General features: G+C 46.9%; 18 protein-coding genes and 1 riboswitch. Of the genes, 8 read left to right on the top strand and 10 right to left on the bottom strand.

Going from position 1 to position 21,260, the window contains the following annotated elements; genetic code table 11:
- Positions 1-125 precede the first annotated feature (125 nt).
- Positions 126-800, top strand: coding sequence for an NAD(P)H-dependent oxidoreductase (locus ACYCS5_RS16975; protein ID WP_029514680.1), 675 nt, complete (start codon positions 126-128; stop codon positions 798-800).
- A 102-nt stretch (positions 801-902) separates the two neighbouring features.
- Here the strand turns inward: ACYCS5_RS16975 and ACYCS5_RS16970 are convergent, their stop codons facing one another.
- Complete coding sequence (locus tag ACYCS5_RS16970) at positions 903-1,283, bottom strand: TIGR02328 family protein (RefSeq protein ID WP_029514679.1); 381 nt, start codon at positions 1,281-1,283, stop codon at positions 903-905.
- 33 nt (positions 1,284-1,316) lie between these two features.
- The gene (locus ACYCS5_RS16965; RefSeq protein WP_069290903.1) at positions 1,317-2,573 is read right to left on the bottom strand and encodes a DUF445 domain-containing protein; all 1,257 of its coding nucleotides are present in this window, start codon (positions 2,571-2,573) and stop codon (positions 1,317-1,319) included.
- Positions 2,574-3,167: 594 nt separating this feature from the next.
- Between ACYCS5_RS16965 and ACYCS5_RS16960 the strand changes: the two genes are divergently transcribed.
- The 3 genes from ACYCS5_RS16960 to ACYCS5_RS16950 all read left to right on the top strand — a co-directional run bounded on the left by ACYCS5_RS16960 (position 3,168) and on the right by ACYCS5_RS16950 (position 8,666).
- A complete protein-coding gene (locus tag ACYCS5_RS16960) occupies positions 3,168-4,049 on the top strand; it encodes an AraC family transcriptional regulator (protein WP_029514677.1) in 882 nt (293 codons plus the stop codon).
- Positions 4,050-4,099: 50 nt separating this feature from the next.
- A riboswitch (cyclic di-GMP riboswitch) is annotated at positions 4,100-4,180 on the top strand.
- A gap of 194 nt (positions 4,181-4,374) precedes the next feature.
- A complete protein-coding gene (locus ACYCS5_RS16955; protein ID WP_029514676.1) occupies positions 4,375-7,884 on the top strand; it encodes a collagen binding domain-containing protein in 3,510 nt (1,169 codons plus the stop codon).
- Positions 7,885-8,000: 116 nt separating this feature from the next.
- On the top strand, positions 8,001-8,666 hold the full coding sequence (locus ACYCS5_RS16950; protein WP_029514675.1) for a class D sortase: 666 nt from the start codon (positions 8,001-8,003) through the stop codon (positions 8,664-8,666).
- Between the two features lie 89 nt (positions 8,667-8,755).
- On the opposite strand, the gene ACYCS5_RS16945 is transcribed toward ACYCS5_RS16950, so the two are convergent.
- Positions 8,756-9,223, bottom strand: coding sequence for a cupin domain-containing protein (locus tag ACYCS5_RS16945; RefSeq protein WP_029514674.1), 468 nt, complete (start codon positions 9,221-9,223; stop codon positions 8,756-8,758).
- A gap of 305 nt (positions 9,224-9,528) precedes the next feature.
- On the opposite strand from ACYCS5_RS16945, the gene ACYCS5_RS16940 reads away from it, so the two are divergent.
- The 4 genes from ACYCS5_RS16940 (at position 9,529) to ACYCS5_RS16925 (ending at position 12,557) form a co-directional block, all read left to right on the top strand.
- Positions 9,529-10,287 (top strand): amino acid ABC transporter ATP-binding protein, encoded by a 759-nt coding sequence (locus ACYCS5_RS16940; protein ID WP_069010735.1) that lies wholly within the window; start codon positions 9,529-9,531, stop codon positions 10,285-10,287.
- A 43-nt stretch (positions 10,288-10,330) separates the two neighbouring features.
- The gene (locus ACYCS5_RS16935; protein ID WP_459759813.1) at positions 10,331-11,161 is read left to right on the top strand and encodes a transporter substrate-binding domain-containing protein; all 831 of its coding nucleotides are present in this window, start codon (positions 10,331-10,333) and stop codon (positions 11,159-11,161) included.
- A gap of 71 nt (positions 11,162-11,232) precedes the next feature.
- The gene (locus tag ACYCS5_RS16930) at positions 11,233-11,892 is read left to right on the top strand and encodes an amino acid ABC transporter permease (RefSeq protein WP_307351781.1); all 660 of its coding nucleotides are present in this window, start codon (positions 11,233-11,235) and stop codon (positions 11,890-11,892) included.
- A gap of 14 nt (positions 11,893-11,906) precedes the next feature.
- A complete protein-coding gene (locus tag ACYCS5_RS16925) occupies positions 11,907-12,557 on the top strand; it encodes an amino acid ABC transporter permease (RefSeq protein ID WP_340884134.1) in 651 nt (216 codons plus the stop codon).
- A 27-nt stretch (positions 12,558-12,584) separates the two neighbouring features.
- Here ACYCS5_RS16925 and ACYCS5_RS16920 read toward each other — a convergent pair whose 3' ends face one another.
- The 7 genes from ACYCS5_RS16920 to ACYCS5_RS16890 all read right to left on the bottom strand — a co-directional run bounded on the left by ACYCS5_RS16920 (position 12,585) and on the right by ACYCS5_RS16890 (position 21,238).
- Positions 12,585-13,544: a LysR family transcriptional regulator gene (locus ACYCS5_RS16920; protein ID WP_459759812.1), complete on the bottom strand. Its 960-nt coding sequence runs from the start codon at positions 13,542-13,544 to the stop codon at positions 12,585-12,587.
- A 43-nt stretch (positions 13,545-13,587) separates the two neighbouring features.
- Entirely contained in the window at positions 13,588-15,408 is a 1,821-nt protein-coding gene (gene opp4A, locus ACYCS5_RS16915; protein WP_318627675.1) for an oligopeptide ABC transporter substrate-binding protein, read from the bottom strand.
- Positions 15,409-15,450: 42 nt separating this feature from the next.
- Positions 15,451-16,359, bottom strand: coding sequence for an ABC transporter permease (locus ACYCS5_RS16910; protein WP_029514668.1), 909 nt, complete (start codon positions 16,357-16,359; stop codon positions 15,451-15,453).
- Positions 16,360-16,387: 28 nt separating this feature from the next.
- The gene (opp4B, locus tag ACYCS5_RS16905) at positions 16,388-17,356 is read right to left on the bottom strand and encodes an oligopeptide ABC transporter permease (protein WP_459759811.1); all 969 of its coding nucleotides are present in this window, start codon (positions 17,354-17,356) and stop codon (positions 16,388-16,390) included.
- Positions 17,357-17,369: 13 nt separating this feature from the next.
- Complete coding sequence (locus ACYCS5_RS16900) at positions 17,370-18,296, bottom strand: ABC transporter ATP-binding protein (RefSeq protein WP_209949239.1); 927 nt, start codon at positions 18,294-18,296, stop codon at positions 17,370-17,372.
- Entirely contained in the window at positions 18,274-19,305 is a 1,032-nt protein-coding gene (locus tag ACYCS5_RS16895; RefSeq protein WP_069010731.1) for an ABC transporter ATP-binding protein, read from the bottom strand. Before ACYCS5_RS16895 ends, ACYCS5_RS16900 begins: the two co-directional genes overlap by 23 nt.
- Before the next feature lie 328 nt (positions 19,306-19,633).
- On the bottom strand, positions 19,634-21,238 hold the full coding sequence (locus ACYCS5_RS16890; RefSeq protein ID WP_459759810.1) for a DUF6359 domain-containing protein: 1,605 nt from the start codon (positions 21,236-21,238) through the stop codon (positions 19,634-19,636).
- Positions 21,239-21,260: the final 22 nt, after the last annotated feature.

Raw genomic sequence — 21,260 nt, 5'->3', positions numbered from 1 at the left:
ATGTGCGTACTTGTTCCCTGCAAAAACTTTCTATATGATAACTATATATTCGATATCAGCTCTCATTATAGTAGCAGAAAACCCATAGAGCACCAACTAAACCCATACCCAAAGGAGTACATTTTATGTCTAATACATCAGCTAAAAAACAGGAAATTCTGGACGCCTTTCTGTTCAGGCACGCCACGAAAGAATTTGATCCCAATCGCATCATACCGGAAGAGGATTTTCAGTTCATTCTCGAAACCGGGCGACTTTCTCCAAGCTCCGTCGGTTTTGAACCATGGCAGTTTGTAGTTGTACAAAATCAGGCATTAAGAGAAAAGCTGGCTGCGGTTTCCAGCGGTGGTCAAAAGCAGATTCCTGCGGCTAGCCACGTCATCCTGATTTTGGCGCGCAAGGATGTTCGTTATGATTCTCCTTACGTGGAGTATATGTATAAAGAGGTTAAGGGTATGTCTGAGGAGGAATTTGCCTCACTGCCAGGTCGCTATAAGATTTTCCAGGGTGAAAGTCAACACCTGCTGGAAAACGAACGCACCCTATTTGACTGGGCTTCCAAGCAAACCTATATTGCCTTAGGCAATATGATGACCGCGGCGGCTCAGATCGGTATTGACTCCTGTCCGATTGAGGGTTTTAACTACGATCAGGTGCATGCCATTTTGGAGGAAGAAGGACTGCTGGAGAACGGGCTGCTCGATATTTCAGTCATTGCTGCCTTCGGTTATCGCGCTCATGAACCCAAACGTGAAAAATCCAGACAACCCCTGGAAAAGGTCACACGCTGGATTCTGTAATCTAATATCCCGATTCTCTCCCAAACGATGAACATTGAAGCATCAAAAAAGCGGGCTTGCGGCACTTCATCTGAATGATGAACCTACCACAGCCCGTCTTTTTTAGGTCACTTCAATTTCTATTAAAATCCCCTTGGAAGCCAGGTTATCCAGGCACTCCTTCATATACTCATCGTCATGCTCCACATATGCACCCGCGCCTGCCAGTTCCTCACCCAGCTCTGCCTCCCAAGGCTCACACTGCTTACCGCGATACAAAGGCTGTTCCCATAGTGGGTCAACATTGTACCCTCTGCTTTTCATTTCGTCCATAATGAGCCTATGATAGCGCACCAGCAGCATGGGGTGATAATCGAACACATAATTCACCGTGGCGTGTGGCTTGCCCCACCCATTCCCGCGCAGGGCACAGCACTCACGATGTTGCCCCAGCAGTTGCGGACGGGGTAACTTGTCGATTAAATGTTCATGCCAAAGCCTCATGCTTCCACAACCCTATCTGTAGCTTTTTCTGATCTATTGGATTAGCATACGGATACCTGTCAGCACAATGCCGATCAGGAAGCCTGTAACTGCGCCATTAATACGTATCCACTGCAAATCCTGTCCCAGTTTGTCCTCCATCAGTGCAATCAGGGATTTGTTATCCATTTTGTCTACATTTTCGCGCACCAAGTTACCAATCCGACTATGGTTGGCTTCCACCAGTCCAGTAATACCTTCCACAATTCGCACATTAATCTTGTCCAGCAGCTCGGTATTCCCTCTTAAATCAGTCAACATTCGATCCAATAGCGGTAAAATATAGGTCTGCACATAGCTTCCGTCTTCCATGTAGTCCAATAAGCGTATACGCAGTTCCTCCATTTTTCCCAGCACCGACGCATCACCTTCCCAGGCTTCAACAAGGCTATCCTTCCAGCCGTTCAACCCTTCCTGAACCGTATCTTTCGTCGCCAATCGGGTCACCTGTGTTCTTAGACCATCCAGCACGGCCTGACGGCGCGGGTGCTCTTCCCTTTGCAGTTCTGCTACCTGATCCAGCAAAAAATGACGAATCATTTCACCCATACGCTCTTCGTTCAGATAGCCGAGGAATGCGTTCAAGGCAAACTGCATCAGTCCGCTCACCTGCAAACCGCTGACAGCCTGCATACCTAAGGTACCCAGCGTATAGCCCGTTTCGGGTCGCAAAAGCCAGGACTCGGCTTGTTCCAGCGTGTAATCCAGCGCGCGGCGATCATAACCCTTCTCGCTGGTCTGACGAGCAAGCGCCTCCAGCAGCGGTCCGGCGTCAAAGTCAGTCATCTGCCGCTTGAGCTCTGCCACGATGACCGGAGCCAATTCCGCGAGCGGGAGCGACTGGACGAGCCGCTTGGCAAGAACATCTATGGATGCCGCCGCCTCCGGCGTGCGCAAACCTTTTTCCACACCACCCAGCACCAAATCGGCCAAACGAATATCTGCAATTTTAGACGCGATGCTGTCTTTGTTTAGCAAGTTATTTTCCACCGTACTCACCAAGGCATTTGTGAGCTTGTCCCTATTTTTAGGAAGCAGCGCGGTATGTGGTATCGGAATGCCTAGCGGATGACGGAACAAAGCAGTGACAGCGAACCAGTCCGCCAGTCCCCCTACAAGTCCTGCCTCAAAAGCTCCGGCTAACAAACGAGCCCAGCCATATTGCTGGAAGGGCAATGTGGCTGCAAAGCCTGCCCCTAGAATAACAAGCGACCAAGCCGCTGCGGTTTTCGTATTTTTGGGTTTTCCCATCCTGTAATCCTCCAAACTGACTGTCGAGTAAGTAAAGCACTATACCTGTATTACCCATCATATCATTGCCCGTGTCATTTCCAAAGTTGAAAGCACTCTTGATGAAACGCGTAAGGCCACTTTTTGCGTAATTTTTTATGCATATATCTCTCTTTTTTACATTCATGTTCGTGAACTAAATCACAACACTAGGCCCAAAATCTCATTTTTAATAATAAGCCTTACGAACCATTTTATCAGAACCAAGTCCTAAATTTCTTAAACCGAAAGGAGAAGTGAAGGGAAAAGTTGAATGGGCATGTAAGATATCTTTTTCAGCACTAATTCTATCTTTGACCCCAGAAAGGATTTGAATCCATGATGACCTCAGAATTCTTTCAACAATATTCGACCTTTTATACGGACGATCAGGTTAGATGTCCATAAGAGCGAGGCTTCTATAAAACTTACAAACATATTTTGATATATAGACATATTTCATGTGATAAAATAAACTTTTATATATAGTAAATCATGTTTAATCAGCCATTATATATTGGTTAAATCAAACCAAGATAAGCTAGATAAAATTGCTTCTTTGTAAAGGAATTGAATATGACAACAGACCAAAAAAACAACGAGGGCCTCTGGAACGGCGAACCTGTCGTAATTGTGCGCACTCCCTCCGCTTTTGCCAAGCAATCCCTTTTATATATTCAGGAATTAGGCTACTTCCAAAAAACTTCTGCTTTTACGGTGGAAAGAAAAGAACTCGCCTCTTTTTTGCTTGTTTTTACGTTGTCTGGTAAGGGAGAATTACTATACCGGGACAAGAAATATATTTTAAAGCCTCATGATTTGTTTTTTATTAATTGTGAGGAGTATGTGCAATATAGCACCTCCGGTCATGAAGCCTGGGAGTTTATCAGCTTATACCTGTACGGCAACCTGATCGGAAACTTTTACGAACAATTTGCCAAGCATAATAAACCGGTAATATCCATGCATAATCCGTATATTATATTGGACAAACTGCATGCTCTGATTTGTGGGCAGTCTGACAGAAGTCTTTCCGCTGAACTGCTAACGTCCAGGCTCATTGGTGAAATACTGATGTGCATCTTGCAGCATCCCTATGATCACCAGCATGTGAATGCTGAAACCCTCAGCGAAGTACGTCGGGTACAGCAATATTTGGATCAGTCCTACTGTGAGCGAATAACACTGGACTCGCTGGCAGACATGTTTGAATTAAACAAGTTTAATTTGGCTAAAAATTTCAAAAAGCAGATCGGTTTCTCTCCGATTGATTATCTCATTAATGTCCGTATCACGGCCGCTCAAAGCTGGCTTAAAACCAGTGACATGTCCATTGTGGATATCGCAAGGTACGTAGGTATTCCCAATACGAGCCATTTTATTAACCTGTTCAAGGAGCATGTAGGAGAAACACCTCATTCCTTCCGCAAGAAGTGGGGGAACCGTTCCAAGCTGTAAATGAGAGGTTACATGAAACCAGTTTGATAGATGATAGACGCACAAGCTATTCAAGTTAATGGCAAAGCTGTCGAAAGGCAGTGACGCAAAACTATAGGGCCTTCCTATCCGGATGGCAGCCAGCTACCAGATGAACGAGCTTTTTATTATGCCCTTTTTTACATAGATCCACCACAATTTGCTATGCCTATCTCGAAAAAAGCCCTGATCGCTATGATCAGGGCTTTTTTTCTATTGGGATAGTCATGTCAGCCTAGCATGCTGAATATACTAATTTCGAACGAAGCATTGCCATATTACGATGAATAGGAGAATCACTTGGAGCATGAGAACAAAAATAAATGTAATGATCATTGCCTTATTGCTCATTGTCCAAAGCTTTTTCAACGCAACACTGGCTTACGCAGATGCTCCAGCCCCAGAACTGCCGCAGAGTGCTGTATCCGATCCTACACATACCGTTACGGATACTGTATACGGTGTCCCAAACCTTGAACCTCCCAGGGAGATTCCTTCAAATACGCCCCCCTTCGTTCAAGGAGCAGTCAGTTCAAAATCTCAACATGATGCAACTCCGCAGAGCATACTAACGAAGTTGAGCCTGACCGACGAATCAGGGCATGTCATTGATGCAGTATATAGTCCCGACAGCCAATTCGACATCGGATCAGCCATCCAACTAGGCTATGAATGGGAGCTTCCTGACAATACCTATAAGTCAGGAGACACTTTCACCTTTCACTTACCAGAACAGTTTGTCATCTACACTGATATCTCATCTCCGTTAGTCACTACCGACGGAACCGTGGGATACTTCACAGTAGATCGTCAGGGCAAGGTGATCATGACCTTTAACCCATATGTAGAGACTCATTCCAATGTCAGCGGCAAACTGCAAATCAAAACCGAGTTTACAAAAGAAATAGTGAAAGGTAGTACAGAGGTCATCATTGCGATTCCGATCAAAGGCGGGGTGCAAACGGTCATCGTGAATGTAAAGCCCCAGTCAGGGCCGTCCCTAAGCAAACAAGGGAAACTAGCTGGCACAAATCAGATCGACTGGACCATTGATGTGAACAAACAGCTAAACACCGTAAAGCATGCCTTCATCACCGATCCAATTCCTTTAGGACTGGAACTCAGAAGAGACTCTATCCGGCTCTATCATCTCCAAGTCAATATCGACGGATCGACCGTTGTTCGAGACCTAGTAAATGCGAGTGAATATGCCATTGAAGCAGATCAGGCCGGGACAGGGTTTGTGATTCGTTTTCAAGACGATAGCATGAACACGGCCTACCAGATTCAATATTCCACGCGCATTACTGGCGACGAAACTCGTTTTTCCAACACAGCAACGCTTTCAGGAGATGCGATAGAGAACGTTGCTGCTACCGGTACTGTTCAGGTAGAACGTGGTGAGTTTTTGTCCAAAAAGGTTGAAAAATATGATCATGCCACACAAACACTCTCGTGGGCCATACGATACAACTTCGGCGAGACAAAAATCCCCGAAGCCAAAGCTCTTTTAATTGATCATTTCAACAAAACTCAAGAATTGCTACCCGGTTCCTTGAAAGTATTTAAAGGAAACACGCTGGAGGAACTCCCATCGTGGGCGTATACTGTCATCCCAGTTGATTATCCGGACCGCAACGGCTTCAAACTTCAATTTAACTTTGACGTAGATTCAGCCTATACCATCCGATACCAGACTCAAGCCAGAGGCCGTGTCTATGAAAATGGAAAAGTTATAAACATCATAACCTCAGATGGAATCCAGAAGATCGTATCGACAGAAATCACAAGCGGAGTTATGACTAAAATGTATGACACACCCAATTACAACACCAAAATCATACCTTGGGTGATTACCATTAATACAGACTTGTACACCATGAAAAATATTGTCATTCACGATGTGTTTCCAAACGGGGGCTTGGCCTTGTTGCCGGACACCCTGAAAATTCAAACTGTTGACGGAACAACGGAGCTACGTGCCCCCACGGATTATGAGCTGATTCCGCTATCACAGGACTATAAACAAGGATTTACGCTCAAATTTCATAAAACCATTCATAAAGCTTATACGATCAAGTATTCAACCACCTATAACAATGACTGGAAAACGGATACGACGAAGCCTGAGTTTCGTAATAAATCCATTATAGAATACCAGTTTGAAGACGGAGAAACATCATCGCATGCCGTGGAGTGCCCGATCTGGCCGGACTTTATGACACAACGAAACGGTGCCAAGCAAGGAAGCTATAATGCGACCTCCAAGCTCATTACCTGGGACATTAAAGCCAACTACAATCGCAAGATCCTAAACCACGCGGAAGTGAGAGACCCCTTGCTGCAAGGTCAGAAGTTACTGCCCGGCTCCGTGAAAGTACACGATATGACCTTGCTGGGATGGTGGGATGGCGTACAAAAAGGGGCTGAAATCCCGGCAGATCAATACACCATTATCCCTCCCTCCGAGCAAAATGGGAATGAATTGCGTATCCAGTTCAAGGAGCAGATACAGACTCCCTACTGGATTACCTTTCAAACTTCATTGGAAGGAGAACTGATTGACAAGGAAATTCATAATCAAGCCCTTCTACTGGATGGACAAAAAACAGTCTCCAAATGGGCAGCGCAAGTCACGGTACCTCATGGTGGAGAATATGTATCTAAAGTCGGTACACAAAATGGAAATAAGATCGACTGGAGCATCCGCATCAATGAAGGACAGTCACATGTATCCAACGCTAAAATTATAGATCAGCCTAGCAGCAATCAAATCTTAATCGAGGATTCCTTTCATTTGTACTCTACAATCATCGCTGCCAACGGAAATACCACCAAGGGCACCGAGTTGATTAGAAACCAAGATTACAAGCTGTATATCAAAACAGATGCTCAAGGCCAGCAAACTTTTGAACTTGCTTTTGCCAAGGATATTTCCTCTGCTTTTATTCTTGAATACCAATCATTCATTCATGCTGAGGACAAAGCCAAAGTGAGTAATAAGGTTGCCTTTGAGGGGGATCGCTTGACGACAGAGATACGGGAAACCAGCCAGGAAATCATCGTACGAACGTCTTCCGGCTCCGGTTCCGGCGGGGGTGTGACCGAAAGTCTTGAGTTGACCAAGGTAGACCAGGATATGCCTGAGAAGGTACTGCCTGGCGCACAGTTTGCACTCTATGATAAAGGTCAAAAAAGAGCCCCTCTCATTCAGACCACCAATCAGGAAGGCAAAATCATCTTTTCCTCCTTGCTTCATGACGATTACATCTTGGAGGAATTGGCAGCACCGGAGGGCTATAAAATCACCGAGAGCAAGCTTGAGATCAAAATAGACGCAACACTGCGACAAAGCTCTGGTGTAAAAAAGATTGTGATCACCAACCGTAAAGAAAAGAAAAACGAACCAGGAACGCCTACTCATCCAGACCCGTCACCCCCGTCTGGAGGCTCAGGTAAGAAACATGACAGAGATCCGGAAATACCCGATACTCCGTCTGTAACCGTTCCTCCGTCATTCCCAATGTCTCCGGAGGACATAGCCCTTCTACAGGAGGAACCTGCACCTATACCGCCGGAGCCGCCAGCCGTCATGCCTCATCAAGATCCTTCTCCTCCGGTGGATTCGAAAGACGATCCCAAACCTAAGATCCGTGTCAAGGTTCCCGGGAAAGAGCCAGAAGAGCCAGAGGATCCACCTGCGGTACATCAGTTGCCCCAAACAGGTGAAAGCAGCCCCGTTCCGTTCTATTTGACAGGCATAGCGTTGGTTATGTGGGGCGTATTGTTGAAATTCACACGGACGAACAAAAAATAAAATGGATCACCTGCCCTGATCTCTCGCCTCATTCCATTTCCGATTGGAATGAGCCGGGAATGGGGCATTTTTCAAAAAAATATGTATAATCCGTACTTTGCTTAGGGGAGGCGAGATTGCTGAGTCTGCGTAAACTTTCCTACGTATTTATTTTGTTAGGCTTACTTTTTATTTTGTTTCCTAAAGCGACGGAATGGAATGAGGATCGGGAACAAAGCAAGCTATTAAAAGCAGCAGAACTACCATCAGGAAAAAGCGATGCGCTATGGCCCCCCAGTCTTACGGACAGCTATGCTCGCTTGTCCACTACTCTTACGGAAGTCCCGGCTCGTGAAGCACGACAAAATACTTCCACACCCCCTGTTACCATTGGAAGCGCTAATGAACAAACTCCCATAGCCACTATTAGTATAAGTCGTATTGCTTTAAAGCTCCCTGTATTGGAAGGCGCAACGAGGATAAATATGAGACACGCGGCTGTACATATGCCGGAAACGGGGACGCTGGGACAGGCGGGGAATGCCGCCGTTGCTGCTCATCGAGCCCGCACCTCTGGACGTTTATTTAATCGTCTAAATGAATTGAAGATCGGGGATAAGATTGTTGTTAACACTCGGGGTAACCAATATGTATATAGCGTTTATAGCCTGAAGATGGTCGATCCTACGGACGTGTCTGTTCTGAAAAGCTTCAAAAAACAAAAGCTGCTCACCCTGATTACATGTGACCCTCTCATAAATCCCACCCATCGTCTCATTGTTCAGGCCAAACTAAGCACCTAAAGCCATTAAAGCGCCTATTTTTATGAGTAAAAATAAATCAGGCGGGCCATTCCTGTTCATTTACAGAAATACACCCGCCAATGTTCACATTACGATTCAGTTGGATTCTTGGCAATCAACTTGAAATCATCAAAGTGGAATCCTGGTGCAACCACACAGGTTACCAGTACGGGCTCATCCCCAAGCGGACGTGCCGTTTGCCATACTGCTCCTGGGACGAGTGCTTGTGGATGCTGTCCTGCCTCCACATCTGCACCAACAATAATCACAGTTTCTTCACCAGGCTCTTCTCCGCTTCCACCCAATTTCAACTCTACAGGGCTTCCGCTATGATATAACCACAGCTCATCAGAATGGACCACATGCCACTCGGAGAACTCACCCGGATGCAGCAAGAAATACGTAGACGAAGCTGCAAAGCGCGGACCAGAATATACATCCGGCAATACAGGCTTCGGAATTTGAAAATTGGCCTTCCACATCTCTTTGTACCAGCCGCCTTCTGGATGGGGCTCCATGCCCAATGCCGTGACTAGCGGTGAAATAGCTTTCGTCATTGTCTAACCTTCCTTTACCCTAAATTCCTTCTTCCCTACTGTAAAACATAGCGTTGCTTTTGTCACGTTTCTCCCTTGGCTTGTCGGGGATCAATAATTTATGTGAAATTTAATAACATAAAAATACGGATGTTTACTCATTTTCATCATATAAATAATAGTTCACTAGTAAAAATCACACCAAAATACATTACACGTGAAGTTTTATGACATAAAATCTTGTTTTTTATTGTAAGCTTATAGTATCATGAGAGAAATTTTTAAATTCTAATAGAGCTTGGTCATGTCAATCCGTCTACTAAGCTATGTATCCAAGCCTAAAAGGGGTGAGCTCTCTGATCCAGTTTCGCAATGTCAACAAGCATTACGGTCACTTTCATGTACTCAAAGACATTAATCTTCAGATTAAGGAGGGCGAGGTCGTCGTCATCATCGGTCCCTCCGGCTCGGGTAAAAGCACCCTGCTTCGCTGCATCAATCGTCTGGAAACGATATCGGATGGGGAACTGATCGTTAACGAGATCCCTGTACATGACAAAAAGATTGATATTAATGCCTTCCGTCGCAATATCGGAATGGTGTTCCAGCATTTCAATCTGTATCCCCACAAAAAGGTAATTGAAAACATTGTACTGGCACCTATGAAGGTACTGGGCATCTCGAAAGAAGAAGCTACTCAAACAGCCATCACTTATCTAAAGCGCGTCGGAATCGAGGAAAAGGCACAGAGCTACCCCGCCCAATTGTCTGGTGGACAGCAGCAGCGGGTCGCGATCGCCCGCGGGCTCGCGATGAATCCAAAAATTATGTTGTTTGACGAGCCTACCTCAGCTCTTGATCCCGAAACGATCGGAGAGGTACTGGATGTTATGCGCTCGCTCGCCCATCAGGGCATCACAATGGTCATTGTCACTCATGAAATGGGCTTTGCACGTGAAGTGGCGGACCGCGTGATTTTTATGGACAAAGGACAGATTTTGGAAGACGGCCAACCTGCCGAATTTTTTCAGAATCCGGGTGAAGAACGGGCCCGCCTGTTCCTGAGCCGTCTGATTCATCATTAAACAGACTTACCAATGTAGCGTAAATCGAAAGGGGAATGTTCTGATGAGAAAAAGATTTCAATGGAGTACTTTGGTGCTGGTAGCTTTATCTTGTCTGCTCGTCTTGGCAGGCTGCGGAGGCAAAGAAGGAGCGGCAACGCCGGGAAATGAGCCGGCAGCAGCCAACGGACTGGAAGCGATCAAACAGCGTGGCAAACTAGTCATTGGTGTGAAATACGATACCAAGCTGTTCGGACTGAAAGACCCGGCTAGCGGAAAAGTAGAAGGTTTTGATATCGACATCGCCAAGGCTGTAGCCAAACATATTTTTGGCGATGAAACCAAACTTGAACTAAAAGAAGTCACGTCCAAAACACGAATCACCTTATTGCAAAACGGGGACATCGACGCCATTATCGCGACGATGACCATTTCGGATGAACGTAAAAAGCAGGTTGATTTTAGCGACGTCTATTTTAACGCCGGGCAATCTCTACTCGTGAAAAAGGGGAGCCCCATCACCGGGCTGGAGTCCCTGACCCCGAATACCAAGGTGCTCGCCGTGAAAGGCTCTACTTCCGCCAAAAATATCCGTGAAAAAGCACCAGAAGCGACGATATTAGAATTCGAAAACTATCAGGATGCTTTCAATGCCCTCAAAGCAGGTAAAGGAGAAGCGTTAACTACCGATAACTCTATTCTGCTCGGCATGCAGAAGCAAGATCCGAATTATATTCTTGTAGGCGGGAACTTCACAGAGGAACCTTACGGCATTGCAGTAAAGAAGGGACAAACCGAACTCCTACAAGCCATTAATGATACGATCAAGGAACTGAAAAGCAACGGTGAATACGATAAGCTCCACGAGCAATGGCTTGGGGTTAAGCCCGAATAGTATTCTTGTGAAGGAGCCGCGCTTGCGAGCTCCTTCCTTTCTTAAGTCTGGATAAGGAGGTATACCTGTAGATGCTTACTTTTGATATCAACGTACTTTTCGATCATAGCGACCGTTTCAGAGAAGGCTTGCTTCATACGGTTCAAGCTAGTGTCATTGCCTTGATCGGAAGCTTTATTCTGGGAGCTATTATTGCCATCCTCCGAATTGCGCCTTTTAAATGGCTAAACTGGATCGGTACCGTCTATGTAGAGGTCATCCGCAATATCCCATTGCTGATCGTCGTGCTGTTTTTTTATCTGGGGCTTCCCACTTTGGGCATCCCTTTGGACGGATTCGTATCTGGAACGCTTGGATTGACCGTATACACAGCCTCCTTTATTGCTGAAGCCATACGTGCCGGCATTCAATCTGTGCCCAAGGGGCAATTTGAAGCGGCAAGGTCCTCCGGGTTGAGTTACAACCAGACGATGATCAGCATTATTTTACCGCAAGCCATCAAAATTGTGCTGCCTGCGATCGGCAACCAATTCATTAATCTGGTCAAAAACTCTTCCGTGCTGGCTATTGTGGCCGGGCTGGATCTCATGTATTACTCGGACCTCATTAACTCGGATACCTTCCTGCCCATCACAGTCTACGTCATCACGGCGTTGTTGTATCTTATCTTGACAGTTCCGCTTAGCTTTCTTGTACTGTACATGGAACGGCGTCTGTCCAAAACATCCTAAGGAGGGAAGCCTGTATGGATTTCGGTGGATTGTTTGTGTGGCCTAATGTGCGTTTTATACTGGAGGGCTTCCTGCTCACGCTGGAGGTTGCTATTTACTCTATCGTGTTCAGCTTCGCTCTCGGTATCATGTTCGGCATCCTGCGCTATACCCGCTTACCTGTCATTTCACAGGTTGCAGCCTTTATCATTGATCTCATTCGCAATCTTCCATTATTGCTCATTATTTTCTTCATCGGCATGGTTTTACCATCTATCGGTCTTTCCATTTCCCTCAAGTGGGCAGCCATTACAGGCCTGTCGATCTTCGAGGGAGCCATGATTGCCGAGATTGTGCGTAGCGGTCTGAATTCGGTCCATAAAGGACAGGTGGAAGCCGCACGTTCCTCTGGTCTAAGCTATTCTCAAACCTTATGGCATATCATTCTGCCCCAAGCGCTTCGTCGCATGGTGCCCCCGATTGTCAGCCAGTTCATTTCCCTATTCAAGGATACCTCACTGGCTGTCATTATCAGTTTGCCGGAGCTGACGCATAATATTCAGATTGTCGGTGGGCAAAATCAATCCTTTGTCATTCCAGCCCTGCTGTTCGCAGCTTTCCTGTACTTTGCTGTCAATTACAGTATGTCACTGATTGCACGCAGGCTGGAAGTTCGTACACATTAAAGCTCGTGATACTCATCAGGGTTGCCACTAGTTGGAACGCACGGTTAGTACAGCTTGTATCTCTTTAATCAATTGCTTCAACGCTTCTCCCTGATAACGGCCAGACCGATAAACCAGCTCTAGCTGACCCTGGAGCACGTCGCACAAAATAGGTACAGTGCAAAATTGTGAGTGATCCAATTCTGTTGCAAGGGACTCCGTCTGTAGGGTTACGGCAAGTCCATCCTGCACCCATCGCAGGATGGAAGGTATGGAATTGGTCTCCAAGACAGTTGCAAAGGGATACCCGTGATCACGGAAGCACTTCTCAATCAGTTTCCTGCCGGGATGACACTCTGGCTGCATCCCCCAGGGTACATGCCTCAATTCGTCCAGCGTAATGGAAGAACGGTTGGAAAACACATGCTCTACCGGAACAACAAGACAGTAGTTCTCCGTACGAAGAGGAAGCTGGACAAGCCTTTCATCCGTACCCGAATGCAGCGTGATGCCAACATCCACTCGGTTATCCAGCAGCTGTTCTGTGACATCAAATGATGGATGGATGTGCAAGCTGACTCTAGGAAATGACTGATGAAAATGGATAAACATTTCTTGTAATGGTTCCTCCAGCTCCGGTAATGCGATACCAATCCGCAAACTCCCGCGTTGCTCGGTGCGCAACTCCTCAATGGAAGCCTTTGCTTGCTGTAAATCCTTGAGCGCATGTACACTGTGTTGCAGCAACAATTTCCCGGCATCTGTCATCTTAATTTTCTTGCCTGCACGGTCAAAAAGAGTCATGCCCAATTCCTCTTCCAACGCCTTAATTTGCAAGCTAAGTGTGGGTTGGGAGATTCCGATCTTTTCCGAAGCTTTCGTAAAATGCAGTTCTTCGCATACCGCAATGAAGTATTGAAGCTGACGTATCTCCGTCTTCCTTCTCTCCCTTCGAGAATCCCCAGAATGATTGCATAAAAGGTCAAAAGAAGCGCAAAATCGGATCAAACCGGTTCGCGCTTCTTCTTCAGGTTATTGCGCTTTTTTTAGATTATTGGGCTACTTCTGCTTTTTCCGCAGTCAACGTAATATTCGCAAACGTATCTGCATCATACTCCTTGCCACGGGTAATATCGTAATTGGCTACCCGATTATTCACTGCCTCCAACGAGTAACGGAATAACGTCGGTACAATGGGTGCCTCCTCGCTCATATACGCCTGCCACTGATTGTATATATCTTTACGATAATTGTCGTCAAAGGCTTTCACAGACACCCCTTCCTGCAACAGCTTATCATTCTCTTCACTGGTAAAGCGCGAGTAGTTAAAGCTGGCTCCGCGTCCATACAGCCCACTAGGGTTTACATCTGTACCTGTACTCCATGCGCCGCCAAAAATATCAATGCCAGGGTCATCCTTCTGCACACGGTCATAGAAAGAATTGAACTCAAGCAGACGACCGTCCACCAGCTCGACATGAAGCCCGACATCCTTCCAATTTTGCAAATAAAACTTCGCCAGCGATTCGGCTGTCGCATCCCCGCTCATTGCCGCATAATGGAGCACCAGTTCCTTGCCCTTAGGGTCCTCACGGTATCCATCTCCATTGGTGTCCACATACCCTGCCTCGTCCAGCAGCTTTTTTGCCTTGTCCGGATCATACGCAATGCCCTTCGCATTCACATCATGATATCCCTTAAAGGCGGGCGGGACCAAGGATGTCGCAGGAGTCCGAAGCCCATGATAGAGCTGCTTGCCAACCTGCTCGTTATTCAGCGCATAGCCGAGGGCCTGACGTAATGACTTGTTCGCCAGCTTGGCGTTCGGGTCCATGATATTTAGACTCTTGGCCTGATCGAATTTGCCCATCTTAAAGCCTACATAGCTATAAGATAATTCCTCCTGACCGAGAAACTGTACATTTTTTGGATTGCTGGCCTCATTGTAACGGGTGGTTGGATAGCTGGCCCAGTCGACTTCTCCACTTTTCAGCGCCTCGGTAATGACATTCGGGTTCACCACCTTCAGATGAAGGCCATCCAGCTTGGGTACACCGTGAAAATAATCCTCATTTTTGACAAATTCCACAGATTCACCTGTAACCATGGATTTAATTTTGAACGGCCCATAGCCAATCGGATTTTTACGGACAGGGTCTGATCCGGCCATATCTTTCACGGGGATATTCTGAAACACCTTTTTCTCCAGGGGTGTAGACCAAAGTCCCGATTTCACCGAAGGATTAGGTTCCTTGAAATGAATGGTAACCTCTTTCTCATTGAGCACTTTGATGCCAGAAATGGTTTTGGCCTTACCCGAGTGATAATCTTCCATACCCACAATATTCGTCATAAAACTATCATAACGCGGACCTTCGTAGTCTTTATGACCGATCACTTCATAGGAAAAAGCATAGTCCTCCGCCGTTACGGGATTACCATCCGTCCAGTTCAGTTTGGGATCAATTTTCACAGTCACCGCCTTATTGTCTGGGGAAAAGGAAATCGTCGCCGCCCCTTTATTGTCAATATTCAGATTGGAGTCAATCGAAAACATAGAAGGGTAAAAAAACTGGAAGACTTCAAAATCAGGATTGCCATCATAAAATACAGGATTCAGAATGCCTTCAAAGGGGGTATCAGACACGAGTGCATAATTGATGATGCCACCCTTAATCGGTGCCTTATCGTTCTTGACCGCCTTCGCCAGCGCTGTCGCATTCACCTGTTTGCTGTCGGACCCTGAGCCGCCTGTACCGTCAGACGATTTCCCTCCATTTGAAGCGGAAGGCGAACCGCTGCATGCCGCCAATGAAAGTACTAAAATTGCAGATAGAACAGGCAGAATCCCTTTTTTCCAGTGTTTAACCATTGTAAATCCCTCCTTGTCATTATCCTTATCCTTGAACTTCAGTTAACCCAATCGTTGTCTGGCATCCGTGGCGCGTTTGAGCGCCTGGCCAATAAAGTTAATCGCCAGCATTAACACCAAAATAAGCAGTGAGGCAGGTAACCACATCCACCAGCTATTCTGCAAAACATCCGGGTCATTGGCATAACTCACCAGTGTACCCAAGCTTGGCGTAGATTCCGGTAAGCCAAAGCCGAGATAAGAAAGCCCGGTCTCAATCCCGATATTTCCCGCGAGACTGAGGGTCAGATTGACGATCACGACCGAGCTAAGATTGGGCAGCACGCCAAACCAGATGATTTTCCAATTGGGTGTGCCAAGGGTTTTGGAAGCCTGCACATAATCCAGTTCGCGCTCCGACAACACTTTGGCCCGGATCAGGCGTGCTTTTCCAATCCATAAAAAGGCAGTCATGATAAAAATAAAGGACCCTATGCCGCTTTTGGGTACAATGCTGACAAATACGATAACCAGCATCAAGAATGGAAGCACCAGGATAAAATCAATGATTCGCATGATGATGTTATCGACCATTCCCCCATAAAAACCAGCCAGTAAACCTAATGTTAAGCCAATAGCGGCGGATAACAATGTAATCGTAAAGCCAATAGTGAAGGAATTGCGGGCTCCAATGACCAGTTGGCCGAAAATATCTCTGCCCGCTCGATCTGTCCCCAGCCAATGCACTGAGCCTGGAGCTTCACGAATCGCGCCCAAATCGACCGTCGTGACTACATCCTGATTTACAAACAGGACAGAGGCATATATAAAGATCAAGAACAGAATCACAAAGCCAATGGAAACCAAGGCCATTTTGTCACGCACCAGCTCACGACGCAGTACAGACCAACTGGATGGTGATTTATGAATGATTTCCGGCGTGAAGACCTCCTCCACCTGTATAGACACCATAATCCCTCCCTTTCTCTAGACTTGTTCGCTATTCAATTCGAATGCGGGGATCGACCTTGCTCAGGATGACATCAGATAAAAGGGTCCCTAATAGTGCCAAGAAGCCAGAAATCATGACCAGCGCGTTCACGACTGAAAAGTCCCGTTGAGTGATGGACTGAAGAAATAATTGGCCCAACCCCGGATAACCGAAAATAGATTCAAGAAAAATGTTGCCTGCAATGACTCCCGTCAGGTCATAGCCCAAAAAGGCAGCAATCGGCAATAGAGAGTTTTTGAAAATATGGCGGGAATAAATTTTACCTTCGGGCACCCCTTTGGAACGCGCTGTTTTCACAAAATCCTTCAGTCTTGTGTCAATGACCTCATTGCGCAAATACTGAATCGTAGCCGTTGTACTGAGCAATGCGCCTGTAACCGCCGGTAAAATGAGATGATACGACTTGTTCACGTAATATGACCATGCCCCCGGCTCCACACCTACATCCACACTGCCGCTGGTTGGAAACCAGCCGAGCCTGAAGCCGAATACATACAGCAGCAGCAACGCGAGTATAAATAGAGGTGTCGCAAAGCTGAGATAGGTATAGCCCACGACGGTTTTGTCCAGCAGACTATGCTGATAACGACCGCTGAGTACGCCGAGCGGAATGGCGATCAGATACGTCAGAACCAGAATAACTACGCCCAGAAAGAACGTGTTCCCCAGACGGCTGCCAATCAGATCGGTAATGCTAATTTTATGTACATAAGATTTGCCCAGATCCCCGTGAGCAAGCTGGACGAGCCAGTTCCCATACTGCACCCACACCGGATCATTCAGTCCCAGTCTTTGTCGCTGTTCTTCCAGTGCGGCCGGATTCAGATTGGGTGTCGAGGTAATAAGTCCTGTCAGGGCATCCCCCGGCATAGCCTTAGCTAGGAAAAATATAAGCACGCTCAGTGCAAAAAGTTGAGGGATCATAACCAGTAGCCGACGCAGTGTAAATTTCCACATTTCTGTACCCCCCTTATGGTAGTGCGACTTGATGGGATGGACTTACTGATTTTAGTGCAAACGGTTTTCCACTCGCGTCTAGATGTTTGGGTAGCTCTGTTTTGTAGGAGGATAAAAGCATTCGCCTTTTTTGAGCATTTTCCAGCCGTTTTGTAGGATCAATATTGGGAATGGTTGCAATGAGGCGCTGGGTATACAGATGCTGTGGACGCTCATAAATATCTTGCTCGCTCCCCTGCTCCACTAGACGGCCCCGATACATAATACCGATTTGGTCGCACATATGGCGGATAATACCTAAATCATGGCTGATGAACAAATACGTCAAATTAAATTCCTGCTGCACATCCTTCATAAAATTAAGCACCTGTGCCTGCACGGAAACGTCCAGTGCTGACACTGGCTCATCAGCAATGATCAGCTTGGGGTTTAATGTCAGCGCACGCGCGATCCCGATCCGCTGTCGTTGCCCCCCGGAAAATTCATGCGGATATTTATAGGCTGCATCGGCGTTCAAGCCGACCTTTTCCAGCAACGTCTGTACTTTTCTCCGCTCTTCCTCACTACTCAGCCTTTCAAAATTTCGCAGCGGTTCAGCAATGACATCCAATACGCGCTTACGCGGGTTAAGCGAAGAGTATGGGTCCTGAAAAATCATCTGAATATCTCTACGCAATGGATGACGATTGTTACTACTTAGAGCTGCAAGGTCCTTTCCTTTAAACAAAATCCGTCCGCTCGTCAGCTTATTTAGACCGATGATCGTCCTGCCTGTCGTCGTTTTCCCACAGCCAGATTCCCCCACCAGCCCGTAGGTCTGGCCTGCCTCAATGCTGATCGACACGCCATCCACTGCTTTCACCTGATCGATAACACGCTGGAAGAAACCACCGCGCACCGGATAGTGCACCCTCAAATCATTTAACTCCAGTAGTGCCATGAGCAGCCTCCCCCTTTGCCTCGTCTTCAAAATGGAAATGCTGATAACATGTACAACGGACCCAATGTCCAGGGGAAATTTCATTTAATTGGGGATGGTCTTCATGCACCCTCTGCTGAATCCAGGGAATACGTGGAGCAAAGCGGCAGCTATTGCGGGGGATATCTTGTAATGAGGGAACAATGCCGCCGATGACATGCAGTGATTCCCCCTTGGTATGCGATCCCGGCATGGAAGCAAGCAAAGAACGCGTATACGGATGCTGTGGATGCCTGAATAATTCAAAAACATCAGCGCTCTCCACGATTTCTCCGGCATACATGACCACCACGCGGTCGGCTACTTCTGCCACAACACCAAGATCGTGCGTAATCAGGATAATACCGCTCCCAGTCTCCTGTTGAAGCTGTTTGAGCAAGTCGAGAATTTGCGATTGGATCGTTACATCGAGCGCAGTCGTCGGCTCATCTGCAATAATAAGAGAAGGTCGGCAAGCTATGGCAATCGCGATCATCACACGCTGCCGCATCCCTCCTGACAGTTCATGCGGATACTGATCATACACACGCACTGGATTCGGTATATCTACACTTTCCAGCAGCTCAAGCACACGTTCCCTTTTTTGCTTCGTAGATAGTGACGTATGATAATCGAGATTTTCCTCAATCTGCTTGCCAATGCTCATCAACGGGTTGAGTGCTGTCAACGGGTCCTGAAAGATCATGCCAATTCCCGCTCCGCGGATTTTATTCATTTGCCCTGAGGAAAGACGGTTCAAGTCCGTTCCTTTAAAAAAGACCTCCCCCTCTACACGCGTGCGTTCCATGTCATGCAGTTGCGGGATCGAAAGCGCTAACGCGCTTTTGCCACAGCCGGATTCTCCGACTACAGCCAGCACTTCATTGGGGTTGACCGTCAGATCCAGATGGTCGACTGCGGGGTGATATTGATCCTGGATGCGAAAAGATACGGATAATCCTTTAATTTCCAACACAGGTTCGGTATTCAATGCGCGCTTCCTCCATTCTCCATGGTCTTGTCCCGCTTATTCTCACCATGTTTGATGTTTAAAACCTCTCATGAACATTACATACCGTTTTTGTCGGAATAATTTGAATACATCCTATCACCAGTATATGGATATATCAATTAAGATTATGCTATCAACATCATTTAAAAAATCAATGATCCAGCAATAGTGCGGCCTTTCTGGCACAAAATGTAATGAAATAACCAACCACAGGTTAATTTTCATCACAAAAAAAGTCGCCTGATCCCTCAGCAGGGATCAAACGACTAACTAACCCAAGCTCACATTGAGCTCCTGACAATATAATTTACGAAGCCGCTCCATAGGAGCCAGACTTGAATGTTCTAGGATCGTACCATTTGTAGCCTGCTGCAGGAGCAGACCAAGGCTCAGGTTGCGGTTCCGTGGAAGCCGCTGGTTCCTCGAATGGCAGAAGCTTCGTTGGTTGATCCAGAGTCAAACCTGCCACATCAGACAATTTCGTGTAGTCCTGCTTCCATGCAAGCCATTGGACCGTTTGCACCAGGAAGGTGGAATCATCCACTTCTTTGAAGCCATCATATGTCTTCTTTGACTGTCCGTTTTCCTCACGCACATATTTAGGTGTAGCATCTTCTACAGGGGAAGAATCACCGATGAATGCTGCCTTGCCTTGGCCTACCTTGGAGATAGCGGCATAAGGTCCTTCCGCACGGCCTCCGCCGTTATAGACTCCTTGGTCTACTGCATTGCCCCATTTTTTTGTACCTGTCGGGATATAGGCAATTCCTTTGGCTTTGGTAGGATCAATAATAGCCAGCGTAGATCCCGCATGCATGGCAATCGAGCGTACACCCTTGGTAATGCCGAAGGATTGATCTGCGGCTACGATGTCCGTAGCATTTACATCGCCAAGCGCATTGTAACGGAAACGAACACCAAAGTTGTTTGCCAGCCAATCAGAGCTAGTTAGCCCTTGCATCGCCGGCGATGCAGCTTCTTCTGCAGTCATGCCTTTGGCCGGATTAGTATAGGCTCCACGACGGTAGCCATTCATAACCTCGGAGGAATCCCAACGGTTTTTGTTACGGTCGGCATTATAATGGTCGGAGATGAAGAAGACACTTCCCCCGTTATTCACATATTGCAGCAGGGCAGCCTGCTCGGATGCCTTAAAGGCCACATTCGCTTCACCGATGATGAACACATCATATTGGCGCAGCTTATCATAGGTTATGGCCTGTTCTCCATAAGTAAAAGGAATAGGGCGGTTCAATTGATCCACAGTAAAGCCTACATTACGTAATCCATTGGCAAAGTCGGAGAAGGCGCCTTCAATGACCCAATCTGCTGCACCAGCCGTCTGTGCGTGCGTATTATCGAACAGCACCTTTTTGCCTTTTCCATCCGGCAGTGTAGTACCGGGTTGACCCGGGTTGCCAGGTTCAGGTTCGCCAGGTTCACCTGGTTCCCCCGGCTCGCTTCCACTCACCAGTTCCACAGCGCTTGGACTTTTTACTCCACCAAAATTATTGTAGGCACCAAGCGTACCTGTCACGCGAATTTTGCTGCCGACCAGTCCAGGATGACCTGTTAACCCAAATTGCCCTCTGTACGCAGATGTCAGCTGCACATCCAATAGATTAGACGTGCTACGTTCATTGGCCTGGTCGGCAATCAGTACGTTAAAATCATTCGCAAACGGAGAAGAAAAGTTAGCCGTTTTCGATCCGGTAGCATGTCCGACGATATAACCTTCTACCGTCACCGTACCTCCACTGCTTTGGCCCTGAAGTGCTTCGGCTACTGTCAATGCTCCCTCTGCCTTGACCTGACCGAACGGAACGAAGATCCCGATCAGCAGTGAAACGATCGCTGCTAGATGCAGCATCCCTTTTAAGCGTGAACCTGTGAACCGCAAGCCTTTTACCATACGTCAATATCCCTCCTATGAT

This window comes from Paenibacillus sp. SEL3, assembly GCF_054602585.1.
Note: the sequence above shows the minus strand (reverse complement) of the source record. Positions and strands in the feature narration are given on the sequence as shown.

Excerpts from the sequence above, each read along its gene's own strand:
- ACYCS5_RS16970 (WP_029514679.1), bottom strand. The coding sequence starts at position 1,283 with ATGAGGCTTTGGCATGAACATTTAATCGACAAGTTACCCCGTCCGCAA.
- ACYCS5_RS16960 (WP_029514677.1), top strand. The coding sequence starts at position 3,168 with ATGACAACAGACCAAAAAAACAACGAGGGCCTCTGGAACGGCGAACCT.
- ACYCS5_RS16955 (WP_029514676.1), top strand. The coding sequence starts at position 4,375 with ATGAGAACAAAAATAAATGTAATGATCATTGCCTTATTGCTCATTGTC.
- ACYCS5_RS16965 (WP_069290903.1), bottom strand. The coding sequence starts at position 2,573 with ATGGGAAAACCCAAAAATACGAAAACCGCAGCGGCTTGGTCGCTTGTT.
- ACYCS5_RS16925 (WP_340884134.1), top strand. The coding sequence starts at position 11,907 with ATGGATTTCGGTGGATTGTTTGTGTGGCCTAATGTGCGTTTTATACTG.
- ACYCS5_RS16900 (WP_209949239.1), bottom strand. The coding sequence starts at position 18,296 with ATGGCACTACTGGAGTTAAATGATTTGAGGGTGCACTATCCGGTGCGC.
- ACYCS5_RS16890 (WP_459759810.1), bottom strand. The coding sequence starts at position 21,238 with ATGGTAAAAGGCTTGCGGTTCACAGGTTCACGCTTAAAAGGGATGCTG.
- ACYCS5_RS16930 (WP_307351781.1), top strand. The coding sequence starts at position 11,233 with ATGCTTACTTTTGATATCAACGTACTTTTCGATCATAGCGACCGTTTC.
- ACYCS5_RS16940 (WP_069010735.1), top strand. The coding sequence starts at position 9,529 with ATGTATCCAAGCCTAAAAGGGGTGAGCTCTCTGATCCAGTTTCGCAAT.
- ACYCS5_RS16910 (WP_029514668.1), bottom strand. The coding sequence starts at position 16,359 with ATGGTGTCTATACAGGTGGAGGAGGTCTTCACGCCGGAAATCATTCAT.
- ACYCS5_RS16935 (WP_459759813.1), top strand. The coding sequence starts at position 10,331 with ATGAGAAAAAGATTTCAATGGAGTACTTTGGTGCTGGTAGCTTTATCT.
- opp4A (WP_318627675.1), bottom strand. The coding sequence starts at position 15,408 with ATGGTTAAACACTGGAAAAAAGGGATTCTGCCTGTTCTATCTGCAATT.
- ACYCS5_RS16945 (WP_029514674.1), bottom strand. The coding sequence starts at position 9,223 with ATGACGAAAGCTATTTCACCGCTAGTCACGGCATTGGGCATGGAGCCC.
- ACYCS5_RS16975 (WP_029514680.1), top strand. The coding sequence starts at position 126 with ATGTCTAATACATCAGCTAAAAAACAGGAAATTCTGGACGCCTTTCTG.
- opp4B (WP_459759811.1), bottom strand. The coding sequence starts at position 17,356 with ATGTGGAAATTTACACTGCGTCGGCTACTGGTTATGATCCCTCAACTT.